This is a genomic window from Mucilaginibacter sp. OK283 (assembly GCF_900110415.1).
Taxonomy (GTDB): Bacteria; Bacteroidota; Bacteroidia; order Sphingobacteriales; family Sphingobacteriaceae; genus Mucilaginibacter.
In genome coordinates, this window is record NZ_FODR01000001.1 from 472,113 (window position 1) to 490,625 (window position 18,513).

Sequence of the window (18,513 nt, forward strand, 5' to 3'; positions counted from 1 at the left end):
CAGGGTCGTCAAAAAAACGAAAATTTAGGTATTAACGATGCGAAATAATCAGAATGGCAATAGATGCCAGGGAACTTCTGAGCAGGGTTAAAGCTCTTGTCAGTTGATTTTGTACAGTCTTTCTGGAAATATTGAGTTGCTGGGCAATTTCAAGCGTAGATAAATCTTCGTGAAAGCGCATTTCATATATTAATTTCTGCGCCGGTGCCATAGATTTAATCAGCGATTCGTAGGATTTGACCAATTCTTTTTGTAATATCAGTGCATCAGCTTCGGAACAACATGCCCTTGCCTCCAGGATTAAATCGGAAATGCAAATAAACCGGCTCTCTTTTTTCAGCAACCTGAATATATTATTACGAACACAGCTAAACAAATAAGCTTCAAGATTTTCTATAAGATTCGTTTCCCGATGAGTCCATAGATAGATAAACACTTCCTGGGTAATGTCTTTTGCAACATCAGCATCGTTTAGCTTTCTAAATGCCTGAGAATATACACTATTCCAATGCCTGTCATACAGTTCAGTAAAGGCCGTTCTGTCGCTTTTTCTAACTAAAAAGAGCAATTCTTTATCAGTATATCCATCATATCCGGACATTTGGCTTCTTTAAATTAGGGTTTTAATTGGTTTTTTAAATTAATAGTAAAGCTATGCAATTGTAACGTGAATGTTATACTATTTTGCACATAGTAACTTTTAGTATAATAAATAAGAGGTTAACCTATCTGGTTTCTTCGACAGCAATTTATATTTTGGCCTTTTGTCGACATTTGTAACGCTTACACAAAATAATGTTTATCGCTGTTTTATGCTCTCATTGTAAAGATGTAAGCCCGTGCATAATTCAGGAGAAAGCAGGGGTTGGGCAAAATATATAGATTATTAACCTAAACGTTCAGAGCCGTCAGCTTGAGCAGATTTAAGATCGTCCATTTTACAACAACATGAAAAGTAAAAGATCAATAAAATCACGCTGATCTGCATTTAGTTGGTGGCGTTCCGCGATGGGATACTGAACGCCTGGGGTTGTACAACGGGCATGCAAGTTATGTGGGAGTAACCGCATTAATAGGCTTGGAGCACTATTTAAAGAATTTTATTAGATCCGTACTGCTAAGGTTTTCTTTTGGCGCAAAATTTTTACTACCAGCATATTTCATCAAACTATACCTAAGTTGTCGCGCTACCGGCCTCGCAGTTAAATTATGATGTATATCCATAGAGCATATGATAAGTTTACCACCGTTTACTTTGAATTCCAATAGATCGGCCATATTCCTGTTCTTAAAAAAATTATCTATTACGCGCACAATCGGATGGGTTTGAAAGGGAAGTATATCAGTAATCATCGTTTTTGAACTGGTTACCAAATCCCACCACTGCCAGTCACTATAATAAGCTGTAGGGAAATCGGCAAGGGCGGGGTGGGTTGGGCTGATCAACAGTCCCATACTTCCAGGCTGATCCGGAAAATGGACAGGACTCCAAAAAACCGGTGCAAAGCGGCCATTAACACCTTTTATTACTGCAGTATCTGGGTTCAGGACAACATTTGCCCCTGCTTTTAACCAACTTAAAGCACTGTCTGCTGATGTTGTGAAGATGACGTTTTTTGGCGGTTTCGGTAACACAGCAGGATAAACCCATATCTTCCAGTGATTGCTGATAGGGGAATGGGCGAGGCTTAAGGTGATATCCAGCTGCATCGCCTTGGATATCGAATTAAGATTGACGCTGAATGTACCGATCTGCTGTCCGTTACCAACCGGGATTGATTTTTTATTCAATTTTCCACTAAACAGGACTTTTCTGTCTTCACCGGTTATGCACCAGGTAAGTTGATCTGTCATAGTTTTATCAGAAAAATTCGCCAGTTCGACCGAAGCTGAAAATGCCTCGTCATTGGTGTAAGTGGCTTTGTCGAACCTAAGCAACGGAACCACAGGCCCGCAAAACCGGCGGAACTCTCGTGGTGTTATAATGCCTTTACTATCCCAGAAAGCATTTAGCAAACCTACAAGCGCAGTTCCCTGCCCTGGAAAATCATGAAGGTCGAGTAACTGAAAACCACCCACGCCCGAGGTTTTTAAGGCCCGCTCAATTTCTTCTTTATAAAGGTTTGCTGCTAAGTTGCCACTGGCCTTTAGATAAGGACCCGCCAGATCAAGCATTCCTTTATTGCGGAGATCATGCCGGATAGCTTTAAAATTCATAGGTTCCAGCACACCTTTATATTTATGAATCTCATTCAGATCAGGATAAACAGAATATTGGCCAACTTCATGAATTACGAGTGGTACCGGGATATTTTTCATTGCGGTGCTATAATCGGTTTTAAAGTCGGGGATGTTCGTATTGAAAATTCCCTGCCCCCGTACCCAGCCTTTATCCGTATATTGAGTAATAAAATAATCGTCTGCCGGCTCCGGGTATTTACCGTGTCCTTTTTGAAAGCTAAAAGTAGTAGTGGTATAAAGACGCCTGCTATCCTTAGCTTTCAGTTCCCTTACTAAACCCTGAAGCCAGTTAAAATCGCCTTCAAGTTCATTGCCCATGCTCCAGAAACAAAACGAGGGGTGATTTCCATAGTTCTGTATGATCCGGGAGGCTTCATCCTTAAGGTACAATAACGTTCCGGGATCTTTGCCAACCGTGAGGCTCCATAAGGGTAGTTCAACATGCAGGTAAAATCCAAGAGAATCGGCCACTTTAAAGGCTGCTTCCGGCGGACACCAGGAATGAAACCGGATGTGATTTAATCCATATTGCTTTGCGGTTTTAAATAGCTTCAACCATCCGGTTTCGTTCATCGGCGGGTGGCCTTCCAGCGGAAATATGTTACACTCCAATGTTCCCCGCAGAAACAGCTGCCTGCCGTTAATGCGGAACTGCCCTTTCGCAGAAGATAGATCACGGAAGCCAAATCGTTCGGTTCTGCTGTCGATAACCTTGCCGGATCTGTCGGTAACATCGATTTTTAGACCATAAAGCCGGGGATTAAATTCATCCCAGCCCCGGGCATTCTTAACTTTGATGATGAGCTTTGAATGCCATAAACTATCAACGGCAACGGTGATATTCTGTGTATCCTCAACAACGTGCGGCCCTTTTAATAATCTTGCTCTGACGTAATACTTTTTATCTCTCGCCCCGGGTACAAAATTGATATTTGCTTCAACAGAGCCGGATTTTAGGCTTGGGAATAACTGCACATTATCGATGGCTAAAGGATGCTGGTCGACGATTTCCATTTTTCCGATTACGCCGTTCCATATGATTTGTGTGCCATCGGTATATGCATGAGCAAAGTTATTAACGCTGATATCATGTTGTTTCCTGTTATCCACACGTAAAGTAATCTGATGGACACCGGCCTTGAGCGTACCTAAATCGAAAACCTGCGGTGTTACAAGGCTTTCCTGGGTGCCTGCCTGATGTCCATCAATCCAGCAATCGGTTTTCCAGATCACACGTTCCAGCGTCAGGCGTGCCGACTGCATGTTTTGGGGGATCGAAACTGTACGTTGGTACCACACTGCGCCGGTATACTCATGTTTCCTTGACAAATGCATCATCACCAGCTTGTTAAGTTTCAGCGTATCTGTCTGAACCGGTTTTCCGACTCCGGCATCATCCAATGTTCCTGGTAGAATTATTTTTCCCGGCAATTTCTCAATATACCATTTTTCAGGTATCCCTTTATCAAGGGAATCCAGTTTAAAGGCCCATGTGCCAGAAACTGAAATCTGCGTGTGTTGTGCAAATGCTACCATACCCCAACATAGTACAGCAAATAAGACTAATGTTTTTTTCATCGAAAATCGGCCTGGTTATTATTTATAGGCTCCTGTTAAAGTAGTCACCGAACGCCCCTCTAATGTAAGCTTATTTGTGGTGATGGTTGATTTTTGCAGGTTCTTGGTTGTGCTTGTTGTATAAACATAAATGTTTCTTCGGTTATTAAATTGGTTTGTAATTTTCGGAAATAAAACAGCTTATTAATATGGACGCAATTAGGATTTATATGGACTATATTATTATCAAACTGAAATTGATTCCAAATCAAATTTCTAATTTTTACGTTTACCGATAAGTATATCTGCCTGCGAATCGACACGTTGCATCTGCGTCAAAAAATAGTAGAAGGCAATTGTATTTTGAAATGGATTATTTGAAATGAATTATAAGAAAGACGGGTTCGACGGGCAAAAAGCCATTGGTATTCCCAGGTCGATTGTAAACAGGTTCTGCCTCTCCAATGATATTATTAAAGGCTCATATATCACCGATATCGGCTATTATCCCAAAGCGAAATTTCATTTTCGAAAAAGAACCCAGGGGGCAGAACAAAATATTCTTATTTATTGTGTGGAGGGAACGGGAATAGCAACAATCAAATCTGTCAGGCATACTATTGTTCCGGGTGACTTTATTGTCATTCCACACAGCATTGCTCATTCGTATGAAACGAATGAAAAAACACCCTGGACAATTTATTGGTGCCATTTTAAAGGCGAGCAGGCAGATGCTTTAGTGAAATGGCTTTATTCAAAAGGGCAAAGCTACAAATACAGTGTTGAATTTGTACAGGAGCGTATCGCGCTATTTGAACAGCTTTACACCTATCTTGAACAGGGTTACAGCATGGAGAATCTGACTTACATTAATTTGTTGTTGCTGCAATTTTTAAGTTCATTTATTTACAGTGATAAATACAATACGAAGCTATCCGAAAAAAACACCGATATCCTTGAAAAATCTATATTTTTCATGCGGAACAATCTTGAAAAGTCACTGACGCTTTCCGAACTGGCAGCATCGGTTAACTTGTCTAATAGCCATTATTCAGCTATTTTCAGAAAAAAAACGGGGTTCCCGCCTATTGAATATTTTAATCATCTGAAAATTCAGAAAGCTTGTCAGTATTTACAGTTTACCAAACTGAGGATAAATGAAATTGCGTTTAAAGTTGGGATAGATGATCCATTTTATTTTTCGAGACTTTTTACCAAAACAATGGGATATGCTCCTAAAGAATATCGTGAAACAAGATATTCAACTAAATAATTCGATATTCCGGGGAGGCTATATGTAATTACGCGCCCTAAGTTTAAAAAAATGCGCAAGACAATTTGTTAAATATATTTTTAGATATAATTGCAATTATACAACTACACTTGCTGGCTTTGGTATTTAATCAAACTAACCATGCGCTTAATGAGGTTAATGTATCCTTATACGTGCAAACTAACACATAACATTCTTTATATCTTTGCCTTGGGTTAGTTTAATAATCAAAATCAATGCACAGCAAGCTTTTAGACTACATCAGGCGATACGCTACATTGCCACTTACAAGTGATGAAGAAGCGTTAATTATAGCTGCTTTCCACCCCAAAAAGCTCAGAAAAAAGCAATACTTTTTGGAAGAAGGCAATGTGTGTAAATACGTTGGTTTTATTGTAAAAGGTGCTATGCGGCAATATAGCGTAGATGACAAAGGTGTGGAACATATTGTACAGTTATATATTGAAAATTATTGGGCAAGCGACCGTGAAAGTGCTATCATGCTTACACCATCAAGATATAATATCGATGCCTGGGAAGATACCGAACTACTCATTGCTACAGTGGCAGACATGTTGGATCTGATAGAAAAAGTACCTTCATTTGGACAAATGACAAGGTTAATGGACCAAAGAAGTTTCATTGTTTCTCAGCGAAGATTGAATTCTACCATTAGTAATACAGCAGAAAAACGCTATGAAGAATTTGCCGCTAATCACCCTCAATTTATTCAACGATTCCCCCAGCACCTCATTGCCTCTTTTTTGGGCATAACAAAAGAAACTTTAAGCAGAATCAGAAAACAAGCAAGTAAATAACTTCTGTTTTAATTTTTGATTTTACAAAAGCGTTGATATTTATCAACGCTTTTTTTTATCATTTCTCATCGTTTCGGGGTGTGCTGTTGCTGCAATTTTACATCATAAAACAAACAGATGAAAAAGCAAACAATAGTAGTAATTGGAGCAACAGGTGCACAAGGTAAGGGTATTGTAAATGCCCTTGTAAATGAAGGCACATTTAATGTAAAAGCAATAACCCGTAACCCGGAAACATATACAGGCAAGGCAAATGAAGCAGTTTATGCAGATTTAAAAGACTTGCAATCCTTAAAAGACGCTTTTACAAATGCGTACGGCGTATTTGTGGTAACCAACTTTTGGGAAGGTGCCGACGAAATTACCCAGGGTAAAAATGCCATTGAAGCAGCAAAAGCAACGGGGGTGCAACATTTTATTTGGTCAACGCTTCCGGATGTGGAGCTCATTAGTGAGGCAGGGTTTGAAGTGCCGCATTTTACTTTAAAGGCAAAGGTGGATGAATTGGTAAAAAGTGCAGGATTCAAATATGCAACATTTGTTCAGCCGCCGTTTTATTTTCAAAATCTTGTAGGGATGTTGGGGCCACAACCCAAACAAGATGGCACAACCGGCTGGACACTACCGATTGACCCAACAAAAAAAGCGATTCACATGTCGGATATTAATGACCTGGGAAAAGTAGTAGCCGGTGCATTTTTGCAGCCCGAAAAAGTTGGAAACGGTAATTATCTTGCCCTGGCAACCGGGTTGTACAGTTTTAACGATATCATAGAAGCCTATAAAGCCAATGGCCAAGCGTATACCTTTTCACAAGTACCAGCCGAAATATTTTCAACTTTTTTTGAAGGAGCAAAGGAGCTGGCAGAGATGTTTGGGTATTTTGAAAAACACACGTACATGGGACCAGATTCAGCGTCACGAATTGAACTGGCAAAAGAAACTGCCACCCACAAATTTGTGCCGCTCCAGGAATGGTTAAGCCAAAACAGTTAAGCAAATGAAACTATCATGAGCTCCACTCAAAAATAAAATGAGTATAGCTCATGATAGCTTCATCTCCATTTAAAACGGCGAAGCCTTCTTGAGTGCCAATAAAAAACAAATTATATTCTGATGAAAAAGAAAACGAGTTTCTCAACAAAAGGGAATAATGCTACAGTAGGTCCGCTATCAATCCAACGAATGTTGCCTAATCGATACGCTAACAAGGTGGGTCCCTTTGTATTTCTCGATTATGTTCGCCCGGTTGTTAAAGAAACCATAACCCAAAATGGTATGGGAGTCCACCCACACCGGGGCATTGCAACATTAACTTACATTCTTCAGGGCGAAGTAGAGCATTTTGACAGTGCCGGAAATGAGGCGATAATTCGTTCGGGAGGCGCACAGTGGATGAAAGCAGGTAATGGAATAATTCACGATGAAAATTTAAATTACGACTCCCAAACAGAGAGCAAATTTATCCAGGGTTTTCAATTTTGGATAAATTTACCTGCAAAAAATAAAGCCGAAAAGCCTGCTCATATCGCTTTACAAGCCAATGAATTCCCCCAAAAAGCATTACCTGATCATGATGGCTGGATAAAAGTAATTGTTGGCAACTATCAGGAATTGAGTTCGAAGATTCCCAATTATTCCAGGCAGTTTTTGTATCATATTCAATTAAAAGCAGGAGCACAGTTTTCACTAACAATGGAAAGTGAAACAGAAGTTGCAGCCTTTTTACCCATGCAAAACGCGATGCTAAACGACACTGAGTTTCAGGCAGGTGAATTTATTGAGTTCGACAAAGCGGCCGGCGAAATTGAAATAAAAAACAATTCTTTAACAACCATCGATGTCCTGTTATTTGGCGGTGAAGAATATACAGAACCTGTGGTAGCAGAAGGTCCGTTTGTAATGAATTCGCAATCAGAAATAACAACTGCTTACCGGGATTTTCATGCCGGAAAGTATGGGGAAATAAAAGTAACAGCACAAAAGTAAATTAGCCCGGGATGAATATCATCATCTTATACAAACCATTAGACGTAGGACGCTAAATAACTTTGTCAAAACTCCCGGAATATCCTATCGTACAGTTTGTTAAGGCTACTTGTTCAGCTTGTTATATTCCTCATCTGTAACTTTTTCCAACCAAACTACTGCCCCCTTGCCTTTATCTGGACTCAAGGCGATGTGTGACAAGGACCTATCCGGAGAGGCGCCGTGCCAATGAGCGACATTAGCGGGGCATTTAATAACATCCCCTTTATGTACTAAACGAATGGGCTGGCTCTTTTCCTGGTAATAACCAACACCATCTGTAATCAGCAGTATTTGCCCCGAAGGATGAAGATGCCAGTTTGACCTTGCTTTGGGAGCAAAGGTAACGTTACCCACCGAAGTGCTGGTAGAGGGGCCTACGCTGGTGAGCATGTTTACCCAGACATCCCCGGTGAAATTATTACCCAAGACTTTGTCCCCCTTTGAAAATGTGGGCTCAGAAACTATCGCCTGCTCTGAAGCGGGCGTAACGGCGCTTCCTGTGGAACCATACATGCCGTTTAAAATTTCCGATGCAGAACTACCTGCATTCCGGTCAATCTCTGCTGATAATTTAGCGGCAATTCCCCGTAACTGCCTTTCTGTTAAACCCGTGTTCTGTCCTACACTTAAATGGCTGCGAAGCTGTCCATCGGCACCACGAATGGCAGCTAAAATAGAAATTGTAGCAATCTCGCGACTTTGATAATCGAGATTATCTCTGCCAAAAATATCAGCGAACAGGTGTTCCTTTAAAAAGGTATCGATAACCGGAACAAAATCTTGGGTGGAATTGGCGGACCTGCCCGTCAGCTTCGCCTGGACACCTTTTCCGAATTTATACTTTGGATCGCCGTAATCTATTTTTGACGGTTTCCTGCCCTCTATATCAATTTTTCCTTTTAGTTTCCTTTCATTGACCACGGTTTGGAAGGTATTGATCGCATTTAAACTTCTTGGGAAACCTGCATAAGCATATAACTGCACCAAAATCTCTTTGATCTCATTGATTGTCAGGCCTGCCTCCAAACCTTTTCCTAAAGCGCTCCTCAAATTAACCTGGTCTCCTTTAGCGGCATATGCTGAGATAGGGACAATCGCCTCTTGTTTTAACGATAAAGGTTGCCCGCCTGGATCTTTTTGCTGGCCATAAGCAATTGAACTTGCGCTTACGGCCAATGCCAGGCATACATAAACGGTTAGTTTAAAAGTGCTGCTCATATTACTTAATGATGTTTAGCTTTTTTAACCATGTTTGAATTTCTGCCTGGGCTTGTTTCTCTTTTGCACCTTGCATCACGAATAATATACCATCCCGCTCTATTCCTCCCTTAATGGTAAAACCATCCAGCACAGTGCTGTTGGGACAAAGGCCTTTAACGGTTTCAAACGTACTGCCGATACCATAACCGGCATTGGTATTGAAAGGCACGACGGTTTTGCCGCTCAAATCATATTGTTTTAAAAAGCTTTTCATCGGCGGCGGCAGTTGCATGCCCCAGGTCGGGAAGCCAACAAACACCAGGTCATAGGTGGCTATGCTATCTATCCTGGTTTTAAGCGGAGGTAAAAACCCCGATTCGTTTTCCCGAACCACCTGGGCAACGATGGCCTGGTAGTTTTCGGGATAAGGATTAACCAATTCCAAAGCAACAAGTTTTCCGCCGGCTTGCCGCTGAATGATTTGAGCAATGGCCCTGGTATTATTGGTGCGCGACAAATACACGATGAGTATTTTTTTATAACCATCGGTAACGCTGACAGGTGCTTTACCCGTTGGGTTACCAGTAGCTTTTTGAGCCTTTGAACATCCCGCAATGCTACCGAAAGCAATGGTTGCCATTATACAAATGAGCTTCACTTTTTCCATAGGCATAAGTTTTTTTACTGTTTTACGGCTGCTTCAACATTTGAGAGGTTCAAAACAAATTGCGGCAAGCGTAAACCCTTAATAGCAATGGCTGATGCCTCCTGGTTGAACTGTTTTAACTCATCTGCCGTAAATTTCACATCATTTGCGCCAATGTTTTCCAGCATATGCGCCATCTGGGTGGTTCCAGGAATAGGCACTATCCAGGGCTGCTGTTCCAAAAGCCATGCCAGCGATACCTGGCCAGGAGTAGCCTGCTTGCGTGCTGCCCAATTTTGCAGCAGTTTAACAAGTGCCATATTGCTGGGCAAGTTCTCACGTGAAAACCTGGTTTCCATTCCCCGGATGTCGCCCGGTGCAAAACCAGTATTTTCATCGATAGCACAGGTCAAAAAGCCTACTCCAAGCGGGCTCCAGCAAACAAAGCCAATGCCCAATTCCTGGCAAAGCGGAATAATTACTTCTTCCGGTCCGCGCCATAGCAGCGAATATTCGTTTTGAATGGCCGTAACCGGATGTATGGCATGTGCCCGGCGTACGGTTTGTGGCCCAGGTTCGGAAAGGCCGTAATGCAGCACTTTGCCCTGGGTAATCAAATCTTTAATTGCACCAACAACATCTTCGATCGGGATAGCCGGATCTACACGGTGTTGGTATAATAAATCGATGCGATCAGTGCGCAACCGTTTTAGCATTCCTTCAACCACTTCCTTGACATGTTCGGGCCGGCTGTTCAAACCCGGCAGTCGCTGGCCGGTTTTTTGGTCGATGTTCCAGCCAAACTTTGTTTCGATAACAATTTTATTTCGAAATGATGCTGTGGCTTCGCCGAGTATCCGCTCACATTCAAAAGGTCCGTAGGCTTCTGCTGTATCAAATAATGTGACACCGCTGTCAAACGCTTTCCGGATAATTTTGATCATCTCGGGCCGGGAAGGGATGGTAGTTTGATAGGTCCGGCTCATATTTTGTACCCCCAAACCAATATTCGAAACTTCCAGCTTGCCGCCAAGCTTGCGGTGCCCCCCGATAGCGACGTTTGTCAAATCGTTTTGATTGATATCTGCTTGCGTCAATACCCGGGCACTTGCCTTTGAAGCCAGCAAGGAGCCTCCAGCTATTGTTAGGCCGGTTTTTAGGAGATCACGACGATTCATATATTACAGATTAAGTTAGTGTTGTGGCTGTGCCGGTTGCGCTATGTTAGTTTTCATTTTAACCGGCCTTATCAACGTTGAAAAAGTAAGCGAGCCCATTTTCCATTTTCCGTTTTCTTTAATGTACACCTCGGTTACCATAAACGCATGCACAACCTCGTTACCACCCACTACTGCCAGCAAATCGATATCGTTTAACAGGATGGCTGTATTACCAAAAATATTTACTGATGCCCCGTAAACTTCGGCTTGTTTATACCAGATGAAGCCGCCCTTAATGGTATTCAGTTCCTGGGTTTTACCCCAGCTTCCGCCCATGTGCACAAATACACAATTTTCGGCAAATAGTCCGGTTAATGCATCTACATTTTTATCGGCCATCCACGTCCATTTCGTTTTCGAAAGGTCAAGTAGTTCTTGTTCATCTTTGGTTGTGGTTGTTGATGCCGCACCGGGCAATTTGGCCTGAGCGTGAGAGAGCTGCACACCGGTAATACACAGGAATAGTGCGATAATGGTTACTTTCATGATTTTGGTTTTAATATTTGATGTGTTTATAAAAAAATTAATGTGCGCTGTTGTACTCGGCTTCGGTTACCCTTTGCAGCCAAACGGTTTTATTTTTGGCGCTGTTTGTACTTACCGCGATATAGGTAAACGAACTATTGGGTGCTGCGCCGTGCCAGTGCGCCACACCCGGAGCGCATTTAATAACATCGCCTTTATGAACAACCTGTATAGGCTTGTCTTTTTCCTGGTAATAACCTGTTCCTTCGGTGATCATCAGGATTTGCCCGGCGGGATGGATGTGCCAATCGAGTTTTGCACCCGGCGCAAAAGTTGCATTAGCTACATTAATATCAATAGTACTATCGGCCTTGTTAAGTTCGGTAAGCCAAACTGTTCCGGTATGATTATTAACTGTCGCAATTTCGCCCTTTGGAAATATGGGTGATGTTTGCGCTGCTACCCGCGTTATAAGCCCGGTAAATAATGCACAGGTAATAAGCAGTACTTTTTTCATATTAATTATTTTAACGGTTAACCATTTGCTGTCCTTGTGCGGAATAACGATGGCCGTGCACTTCGATTTGCGACAGGCTATTGCTAATCTCAAGGAGATCGTTGGCAGATAGCTGAATATCAGCAGCGCCCAAATTCTCTTCCAAACGGTGTATTTTTGTGGTACCCGGGATGGGAACTATCCAGGGCTTTTGCGAAAGTAACCAAGCCAACGCAATTTGGGCTGACGTTGCGTTTTTATCTTCGGCAATATGGCCAAGCACGTCAACCAACGCCTGGTTCGCCTTTCGGTTTTCTTCCGAAAAACGAGGAACCGTGTTCCTGTAATCGCTTTTATCAAATATGGTGCTCCCGTTAATTGCACCGGTTAAAAAACCTTTACCCAGCGGGCTAAAAGGCACAAAACCAATACCCAGTTCTTCAAGCACAGGTAATATATCCTGCTCAGGTTCGCGCCACCAAAGCGAATATTCACTTTGCAGTGCAGCAACAGGTTGTACTGCATGCGCTTTGCGGATAGAACCAGCGCCGGCTTCCGATAGACCAAAGTGTTTAACCTTACCTTCGGCAATCAAATCTTTAACTGTTCCGGCAACATCTTCTATCGGCACATTTGGGTCAACCCGATGTTGATAAAACAGGTCGATATGGTCTGTTTTCAGGCGTTTTAGCGCGGCTTCTGCAACCTCACGGATATGCTCCGGCCGGCTGTCTAAACCAAGGGGCGGTTTGCCGTCTTTAAAGCCGAATTTGGTGGCAATAACCACCTGGCCGCGAAAAGGCTCCAGGGCCTCACCCAACAGTTCTTCATTAGTAAAAGGTCCGTATGCCTCCGCTGTATCAAAAAAAGTAACACCGCGCTCAAACGCGGCGCGTATTAATTTAATTGCTTCTTGTTTTTCTGTTGCAGGGCCGTAGCCAAAACTCAGTCCCATGCAACCCAATCCAAGGGCTGAAACTTCCAACCCACTATTTCCTAATTGTCGCTTTTTCATGTTCAGTTGTTTAACCATTGTAGTCCTCGTCAATAACCTGCTCCAGCCAATCTACCGGTGAACCATTCTCTTTTTCCTGTACAGCAATATGACTCATCGCCGTGGTGGCAGTCGCGCTGTGCCAATGCTTCTCGTTCGGCTCAAAGTAAACCACATCGCCAGGAAAGATATTTTCTTTGACGCCGCCCTCGCGCTGCGCCCAGCCAGCTCCTGTGGTAACAATAAGTGTTTGGCCGAACGGATGCGTATGCCAGGCAGTACGCGCGCCCGGTTCAAATGTCACCAGCGCCATCGATACACGGGCAGGCGCGGGTGGTTCGTTCAGCGGATCAATTCTTACAGTGCCGGTAAAATATTCGGCAGGCCCTTTTCCTGAAGGCTTAGAGCCAATACGTTGAATTTTCATAGGTTTAATTTTAGTTATTCAATTTTCGCTCGCCCAGCCATTTTACCATTTTAGGATCGCGGTGATCGAAGAAGCTGCTGGCGTTGGTATCCAATGTTTTAATTTTATCCATTTCATCGGTTGTAAGCTCAAAGTCAAGGCTGTTTAGGTTTTCGGCCATGCGCTCCTTGCGTACCGATTTAGGAATAGCTACCACACCCCTTTGGGTAAGCCAGCGCAGTACTACCTGGGCAATTGATTTATTGTATTTGTTACCAATGGCCTGCAGTAGCTCATTTTTAAACATATCATTCTTGCCTTCGGCAAAAGGGCCCCATGATTCTATCTGCACGTTGTTATCGATCATGAATTGCTGCGCATCAATTTGCTGGTGAAACGGGTGCGTTTCTACCTGGTTAACAGCCGGCACAATTTCGTTGTTGATAATCAGGTCAATCAACCTGTCGGGCTGAAAGTTGCTTACGCCGATTGCCCGTATCTTGCCTTCTTTGTACAAATCTTCCATGGCGCGCCATTCGCCATATACATCGCCGTAAGGCTGGTGAATTAAGTAAAGGTCAAGGTAATCCAACTGCAGCTTTTTTAACGATGCTTCAAAAGCATTTTTAGCGCCTTCATAACCGTTTGATTGTATCCACAGTTTGGTAGTAATAAACAACTCTTCCCTGGCCACACCGCTGCGCTTAATGGCTTTGCCCACGGCTTCTTCATTCATATACGATTGCGCGGTATCAATTAACCTGTAGCCGGTTTCAATAGCGTCTAACACACTTCTTTCACATTCTGCCAGGTCGGTTACCTGGAAAACGCCAAATCCTAAAATTGGCATTTCTATACCGTTATTTAATTTTACTTTTTGCATTGTCATATACATTATAATACAAAGGTCATTCCTTTTATTCGCCGGAATGGGATACAGATTACGGTATCATCTACCATTTTTACAGGTTTGGCAAAAACGGATAGCAGGTTAGTGAAGATTTCCCGATGTAACGGCTTTTTCAATCACGTCCAATCTCACTTTCTTAGGATCGGATTTTCCTTCGGCAGATCCATCTGCCTGTATCTCTAACAGTTCATTCTTTTGAGGGTCATATGCCGGCCATTTGGCCAGGCTACCTCCATTTGGATCGCCCGTTTTGGCAAAGTTTGCCCAATAGGTGTTCATCATTTTGGCCACCTCCATATCTTTAGCCGCTATTACGGCCCCGTTCCTGCTTGTTAAATTATTGAATACATACCCAATTTCAGATGCATGCGCGGCACCGTATTTCATCCACTGCTGTGCCGAAGGCGATATGTATGAAAACAAATAGATGTAAGCAGGGGCGCCTTTGGCGGCAAAAGCCCTTGCGGTAAAACGGGCGGGCTCGGCCCATACTTTATCAGTATTTACCAAGGTAAGCATTTTTGCTAAATCGGTGTTGCCGTCGGGATCGTATGCCGCTTTTGCATCATCCTTCATACTGCCAAACAAACTCAAGAGTTCATCTTTTGAAGCAGCGTTTACAAAACCTGCGGGTACTTCTGCACTGTTGGATCCTATCATCAACGGCACTTTTGCTCCCCGGCCTGCGTTGTATGCGCTTTGCGCGGTTTCAACAACTAACCTGCCATCCAGTATAGGCCCCGGATAGATAGGCGCTCCGCCTTGTCCGTCAGTTTCCTGGCCGCCATCTACAACATCCTCTATACTAAGCCGACGCAGGCTGGCTAATGCTGTAGCATCTGTACCAGTAATGCCATGCTTTTTTGCAAAGTTTATACCTATTGTTTCGGCCGAAACAGGATAGTATTTGTCAGCATTTTCTTTATTAATTGGCCGCCCGGTAAGCACGCCATCGCGACCGCCGCCTGATTCTACTATCGCCTTTTGAAATAAGCCTTTTGCAGATGGAATGGTTAGCAATGACTGTACAGAAACGCCCCCGGCAGATTCGCCGAAAATAGTAACGTTCTTAGCGTCGCCGCCAAACGCCGCAATGTTTTGCTGCACCCATTTCAAGGCCGCTATTTGATCCATAAACGCATAGTTTCCTTTAGGTTCGTTAGGATGTTCGGCACTAAGTGCCGGGAAGGCGAAAAAGCCGAGGCGCCCAACGCGGTAGTTAAAGGTGATTAATATTACTCCTTGTTTTGCAAACTGTACGCCTGAATAATCTGGCTGAGCGCCGCTGCCAAATACAAATGCTCCGCCATAAATCCAAACCATTACAGGTAGTTTAGCGCCTTGCTTAGCGTTTGCAGGTTTCCATATATTTAAATACAGGCAGTCTTCAGCAGATGTTGTTGAAATTTTATTGCCGTTACGGGGCCAGCCCATTTGCGCCGGGTCTGCCCCAAACTTAGTGGCATCACGTTCACCCTTCCACGCAGATAATGGCTGTGGAGGGCGCCAGCGGAATTCGCCTACGGGCGCGGCCGCATAGGGAATCCCCTTGAAAATAGAAACTTCACCTTCGGTTGCACCGCGCAAAACGCCCGAAGCTGTGCGAACCGTTGGCACCGCTGCTGTACCTGCTGTTTGTTGAGCGCGCGCCGAAAGGGCAATAAGAAGCGTAAGTGCTACCAGGATTTTTTTCATAATTTATTTGGTTTAATTGATGTGTTCCAGTGTACAGTTGTTAAGCACCGAGGCGCTAAAACACAGTTACCGCGTATTGATCGCAATACAAAAGTGTAACCTTTTATTTATGGGGATAGGATACAGATTACGGATGTTTCTACCATTATTACTGATTTGCACGCTGGTATGATTAATGCACTGATTAATAATGTAAATTCGAATTAAAAGAATTGATTATGGACAGCATGCGGCGTTTTAATACGATTAGCGAATACAATGCATTTAATAACAATGAAACCAGGCACCCATTGGTTAGCGTGGTCGACCTGTCAAAGGCTGCCCCGCGGCAAGGCTCACAAATGTATTTTGGCTTTTACATCGTATTTTTAAAAGATGTTAAATGCGGCGACCTGGTTTATGGTCGTAATACCTATGATTACCAGGAGGGTACATTGGTTTTTATGGCGCCGGGACAAGTGGCTGGGGTAAACAGCAATGGCGAGTACTACCAGCCCAAAGGCCATGTACTGGCTTTTGATGCAGATTTAATTCATGGTACATCGTTGGGAAAACATATTCAGGACTATAACTTTTTCAGCTACCAATCAAACGAAGCGCTGCATTTATCTGAAAAGGAACGAAGTATCGTACTGGATTGCTTCTCAAAAATAAACTACGAACTGGAACGGGGTATTGATAAACACAGCAAGAGGTTAATTGTATCTAATATTGAATTGTTTTTGGATTACAGCGTTCGCTTTTACGACAGGCAGTTCATCACCCGCGACCACGTGTATAAGGGTACCATTGAAAAGTTCGAAAAGCTATTGAATAGTTATTTTTCTTCAGAAAAACCTCAAACAGTTGGCCTGCCATCGGTTGCTTATTGTGCAGAAGCACTAAATTTATCACCAAATTACTTTGGCGATCTTGTGAAGAAAGAAACGGGCAAAACCGCGCAGGAGTATATCCAATTTAAACTTATTGACCTTGCCAAAGAAAAGATCTTCGACGGCGAAAAAACCGTAAACCAGGTTGCTTATGAGTTAGGTTTTAAATACCCGCAGCACTTTACACGATTGTTTAAAAAACAGGTGGGTCAAACACCCCATGAATACCGTTCATTGAATTGAATACTTATTAAAGTTATATATATTAGTGTTAAGTCAACAGTATGAAGTCGTAAGTCTAAAGTTGAATTTTTCTTTTTTCGACTTAGAACTTAAGACTTTGGACTAAAGACAATCCGTCAATTTATCGTTGACACGACATTAGTGTGCTTCCGGAAAGCGCCAAAGGCATCACCAGCATGAAATTGGTGATTTAGTTGATTACCTAAAGGTAATGGCGTTCCGGGGGTGAGATACCGGGACGCTTTTTTGATATTTTTGCAATATCTAAAAATAGCAGTCGAAGCTTTAATATTTAATACCAATTATAAATGCTATGATCAACATTAATGTAAACGGAACATCGCATCAGATTGAGGCAGATCCTAATATGCCGCTGTTGTGGGTAATACGGGATATTATTGGCCTCACTGGTACAAAATTTGGTTGCGGCGTGGCACAGTGCGGTGCCTGCGTTGTCCACCTCAATGGCGAAGCGGTTCGGTCGTGCGTAACCAAAGTAAGCCGGGCCGAAGGTCAAAAAGTGGTAACCATTGAAGGTCTTTCTAAAAATAATGATCATCCCGCCCAACTTGCCTGGAACCAGGAGCAGGTGCCGCAATGCGGTTACTGCCATTCGGGGCAAATCATGTCGGCAGCGGTGTTGCTGCGCGAAAATAACAACCCGAGCGATGCCGATATTGATGCAGCCATGGCCGGTAATATTTGCCGATGCGGCACCTATCAGCGTATCCGCAAAGCTATTCATACAGCTGCAGAATTGCAGAGAAAGGAGAGCGCCAGCAAATGAAGAAACAATTAAAAAATAAGCCTCGTTATACAAGCGTCGCAAAAGCCTTTGCTGTAGTTGGCGTATTGTTATCTGCCATAGTTATCATGGCTTTCGGGCTAAACTCCGAACCCGAAAAAACAGGGGCCACACCAATCGTTATCAGGAAAGATAGTGTGGCATCGATTAAGGCGTTTAAGCAGGTTTACAGCGTTTTGATGAGCGCCCGGTGTATGAACTGTCACCCCTCGGGCAATATTCCTTTGCAGGGCGACGACAGTCACCTGCATACCATGTCGCCCCAAAGGGGAGTTGATGGCAAGGGTGTTTATGCTATGAAATGCGCTAACTGCCACCAGCCAACAAACACACCAGGATTGCATACACCTCCGGGCAACCCCAACTGGCATTTGCCCCCGGCCGATATGAAAATGATATTCCAGGGCAGGAGCCCGCGGCAATTGGCCAAACAACTTATTGATCCAAAGCAAAATGGCCATAAGGATATGAAAAAGCTGATTGCACATGCCGATGACGGTTTAGTTTTAAGTGGCTGGAACCCCGGCGAAGGCCGTACCCTGCCGCCCATGAGCCACGCAGCATTTAAAAAAGCATGGATAACCTGGCTTACCACCGGGGCATATGCACCAAAGAAGTAATTGACAGCCTAACCACTTAAC

General features: G+C 43.3%; 18 protein-coding genes. 7 read left to right on the forward strand and 11 right to left on the reverse strand.

Annotation, left to right across the window (positions count from 1 at the left end; genetic code table 11):
* Window positions 1-31: 31 nt before the first annotated feature.
* Window positions 32-601: an RNA polymerase sigma factor gene (locus BMX56_RS02075; RefSeq protein WP_090639833.1), complete on the reverse strand. Its 570-nt coding sequence runs from the start codon at window positions 599-601 to the stop codon at window positions 32-34.
* Between the two features lie 485 nt (window positions 602-1,086).
* Complete coding sequence (locus BMX56_RS02080) at window positions 1,087-3,819, reverse strand: sugar-binding domain-containing protein (RefSeq protein ID WP_090639836.1); 2,733 nt, start codon at window positions 3,817-3,819, stop codon at window positions 1,087-1,089.
* Between the two features lie 361 nt (window positions 3,820-4,180).
* Here BMX56_RS02080 and BMX56_RS02085 point away from each other — a divergent pair, with 361 nt between their 5' ends.
* The 4 genes from BMX56_RS02085 to BMX56_RS02100 all read left to right on the forward strand — a co-directional run bounded on the left by BMX56_RS02085 (window position 4,181) and on the right by BMX56_RS02100 (window position 7,878).
* Window positions 4,181-5,071 carry an AraC family transcriptional regulator gene (locus BMX56_RS02085; RefSeq protein WP_090639838.1) on the forward strand — a complete coding sequence of 297 codons (891 nt, stop codon included), beginning with the start codon at window positions 4,181-4,183 and terminating at the stop codon, window positions 5,069-5,071.
* 236 nt (window positions 5,072-5,307) lie between these two features.
* Entirely contained in the window at window positions 5,308-5,889 is a 582-nt protein-coding gene (locus BMX56_RS02090) for a Crp/Fnr family transcriptional regulator (RefSeq protein WP_090639848.1), read from the forward strand.
* Window positions 5,890-6,006: 117 nt separating this feature from the next.
* Entirely contained in the window at window positions 6,007-6,885 is an 879-nt protein-coding gene (locus tag BMX56_RS02095) for an NmrA/HSCARG family protein (protein ID WP_090639852.1), read from the forward strand.
* A 120-nt stretch (window positions 6,886-7,005) separates the two neighbouring features.
* Entirely contained in the window at window positions 7,006-7,878 is an 873-nt protein-coding gene (locus BMX56_RS02100; protein WP_090639856.1) for a pirin family protein, read from the forward strand.
* A gap of 105 nt (window positions 7,879-7,983) precedes the next feature.
* Here the strand turns inward: BMX56_RS02100 and BMX56_RS02105 are convergent, their stop codons facing one another.
* From BMX56_RS02105 to BMX56_RS02145, 9 genes are all read right to left on the reverse strand, one after another.
* Window positions 7,984-9,138 carry a carboxymuconolactone decarboxylase family protein gene (locus BMX56_RS02105; protein WP_090639860.1) on the reverse strand — a complete coding sequence of 385 codons (1,155 nt, stop codon included), beginning with the start codon at window positions 9,136-9,138 and terminating at the stop codon, window positions 7,984-7,986.
* A 1-nt stretch (window position 9,139) separates the two neighbouring features.
* Window positions 9,140-9,787, reverse strand: coding sequence for a flavodoxin (locus BMX56_RS02110; protein WP_255369749.1), 648 nt, complete (start codon window positions 9,785-9,787; stop codon window positions 9,140-9,142).
* A 14-nt stretch (window positions 9,788-9,801) separates the two neighbouring features.
* The gene (locus BMX56_RS02115) at window positions 9,802-10,944 is read right to left on the reverse strand and encodes an aldo/keto reductase (RefSeq protein WP_090639868.1); all 1,143 of its coding nucleotides are present in this window, start codon (window positions 10,942-10,944) and stop codon (window positions 9,802-9,804) included.
* 15 nt (window positions 10,945-10,959) lie between these two features.
* Window positions 10,960-11,472: a nuclear transport factor 2 family protein gene (locus BMX56_RS02120; RefSeq protein ID WP_090639871.1), complete on the reverse strand. Its 513-nt coding sequence runs from the start codon at window positions 11,470-11,472 to the stop codon at window positions 10,960-10,962.
* 37 nt (window positions 11,473-11,509) lie between these two features.
* Entirely contained in the window at window positions 11,510-11,968 is a 459-nt protein-coding gene (locus tag BMX56_RS02125) for a cupin domain-containing protein (protein ID WP_090639875.1), read from the reverse strand.
* Window positions 11,969-11,978: 10 nt separating this feature from the next.
* Window positions 11,979-12,962 carry an aldo/keto reductase gene (locus BMX56_RS02130; protein WP_090641615.1) on the reverse strand — a complete coding sequence of 328 codons (984 nt, stop codon included), beginning with the start codon at window positions 12,960-12,962 and terminating at the stop codon, window positions 11,979-11,981.
* Between the two features lie 10 nt (window positions 12,963-12,972).
* Window positions 12,973-13,368, reverse strand: a complete 396-nt coding sequence (locus BMX56_RS02135; protein ID WP_090639878.1) for a (R)-mandelonitrile lyase — start codon at window positions 13,366-13,368, stop codon at window positions 12,973-12,975.
* Window positions 13,369-13,378: 10 nt separating this feature from the next.
* Window positions 13,379-14,230 (reverse strand): aldo/keto reductase, encoded by an 852-nt coding sequence (locus BMX56_RS02140; protein ID WP_090639882.1) that lies wholly within the window; start codon window positions 14,228-14,230, stop codon window positions 13,379-13,381.
* A gap of 108 nt (window positions 14,231-14,338) precedes the next feature.
* Window positions 14,339-15,952 (reverse strand): carboxylesterase/lipase family protein, encoded by a 1,614-nt coding sequence (locus BMX56_RS02145; RefSeq protein ID WP_090639887.1) that lies wholly within the window; start codon window positions 15,950-15,952, stop codon window positions 14,339-14,341.
* Window positions 15,953-16,170: 218 nt separating this feature from the next.
* On the opposite strand from BMX56_RS02145, the gene BMX56_RS02150 reads away from it, so the two are divergent.
* The 3 genes from BMX56_RS02150 (at window position 16,171) to BMX56_RS02160 (ending at window position 18,492) form a co-directional block, all read left to right on the forward strand.
* The gene (locus tag BMX56_RS02150) at window positions 16,171-17,067 is read left to right on the forward strand and encodes a helix-turn-helix domain-containing protein (protein WP_090639891.1); all 897 of its coding nucleotides are present in this window, start codon (window positions 16,171-16,173) and stop codon (window positions 17,065-17,067) included.
* Window positions 17,068-17,380: 313 nt separating this feature from the next.
* The gene (locus BMX56_RS02155) at window positions 17,381-17,854 is read left to right on the forward strand and encodes a (2Fe-2S)-binding protein (RefSeq protein WP_090639897.1); all 474 of its coding nucleotides are present in this window, start codon (window positions 17,381-17,383) and stop codon (window positions 17,852-17,854) included.
* The gene (locus BMX56_RS02160) at window positions 17,851-18,492 is read left to right on the forward strand and encodes a hypothetical protein (RefSeq protein WP_090639907.1); all 642 of its coding nucleotides are present in this window, start codon (window positions 17,851-17,853) and stop codon (window positions 18,490-18,492) included. The genes BMX56_RS02155 and BMX56_RS02160 overlap by 4 nt, the downstream gene beginning before the upstream one ends.
* Window positions 18,493-18,513: the final 21 nt, after the last annotated feature.

Excerpts from the sequence above, each read along its gene's own strand:
- BMX56_RS02100 (WP_090639856.1), top strand. The coding sequence starts at position 7,006 with ATGAAAAAGAAAACGAGTTTCTCAACAAAAGGGAATAATGCTACAGTA.
- BMX56_RS02120 (WP_090639871.1), bottom strand. The coding sequence starts at position 11,472 with ATGAAAGTAACCATTATCGCACTATTCCTGTGTATTACCGGTGTGCAG.
- BMX56_RS02095 (WP_090639852.1), top strand. The coding sequence starts at position 6,007 with ATGAAAAAGCAAACAATAGTAGTAATTGGAGCAACAGGTGCACAAGGT.
- BMX56_RS02110 (WP_255369749.1), bottom strand. The coding sequence starts at position 9,787 with ATGGAAAAAGTGAAGCTCATTTGTATAATGGCAACCATTGCTTTCGGT.
- BMX56_RS02155 (WP_090639897.1), top strand. The coding sequence starts at position 17,381 with ATGATCAACATTAATGTAAACGGAACATCGCATCAGATTGAGGCAGAT.
- BMX56_RS02090 (WP_090639848.1), top strand. The coding sequence starts at position 5,308 with ATGCACAGCAAGCTTTTAGACTACATCAGGCGATACGCTACATTGCCA.
- BMX56_RS02160 (WP_090639907.1), top strand. The coding sequence starts at position 17,851 with ATGAAGAAACAATTAAAAAATAAGCCTCGTTATACAAGCGTCGCAAAA.
- BMX56_RS02135 (WP_090639878.1), bottom strand. The coding sequence starts at position 13,368 with ATGAAAATTCAACGTATTGGCTCTAAGCCTTCAGGAAAAGGGCCTGCC.
- BMX56_RS02140 (WP_090639882.1), bottom strand. The coding sequence starts at position 14,230 with ATGCAAAAAGTAAAATTAAATAACGGTATAGAAATGCCAATTTTAGGA.
- BMX56_RS02130 (WP_090641615.1), bottom strand. The coding sequence starts at position 12,962 with ATGAAAAAGCGACAATTAGGAAATAGTGGGTTGGAAGTTTCAGCCCTT.
- BMX56_RS02075 (WP_090639833.1), bottom strand. The coding sequence starts at position 601 with ATGTCCGGATATGATGGATATACTGATAAAGAATTGCTCTTTTTAGTT.
- BMX56_RS02085 (WP_090639838.1), top strand. The coding sequence starts at position 4,181 with ATGAATTATAAGAAAGACGGGTTCGACGGGCAAAAAGCCATTGGTATT.
- BMX56_RS02115 (WP_090639868.1), bottom strand. The coding sequence starts at position 10,944 with ATGAATCGTCGTGATCTCCTAAAAACCGGCCTAACAATAGCTGGAGGC.
- BMX56_RS02125 (WP_090639875.1), bottom strand. The coding sequence starts at position 11,968 with ATGAAAAAAGTACTGCTTATTACCTGTGCATTATTTACCGGGCTTATA.
- BMX56_RS02145 (WP_090639887.1), bottom strand. The coding sequence starts at position 15,952 with ATGAAAAAAATCCTGGTAGCACTTACGCTTCTTATTGCCCTTTCGGCG.
- BMX56_RS02105 (WP_090639860.1), bottom strand. The coding sequence starts at position 9,138 with ATGAGCAGCACTTTTAAACTAACCGTTTATGTATGCCTGGCATTGGCC.
- BMX56_RS02080 (WP_090639836.1), bottom strand. The coding sequence starts at position 3,819 with ATGAAAAAAACATTAGTCTTATTTGCTGTACTATGTTGGGGTATGGTA.
- BMX56_RS02150 (WP_090639891.1), top strand. The coding sequence starts at position 16,171 with ATGGACAGCATGCGGCGTTTTAATACGATTAGCGAATACAATGCATTT.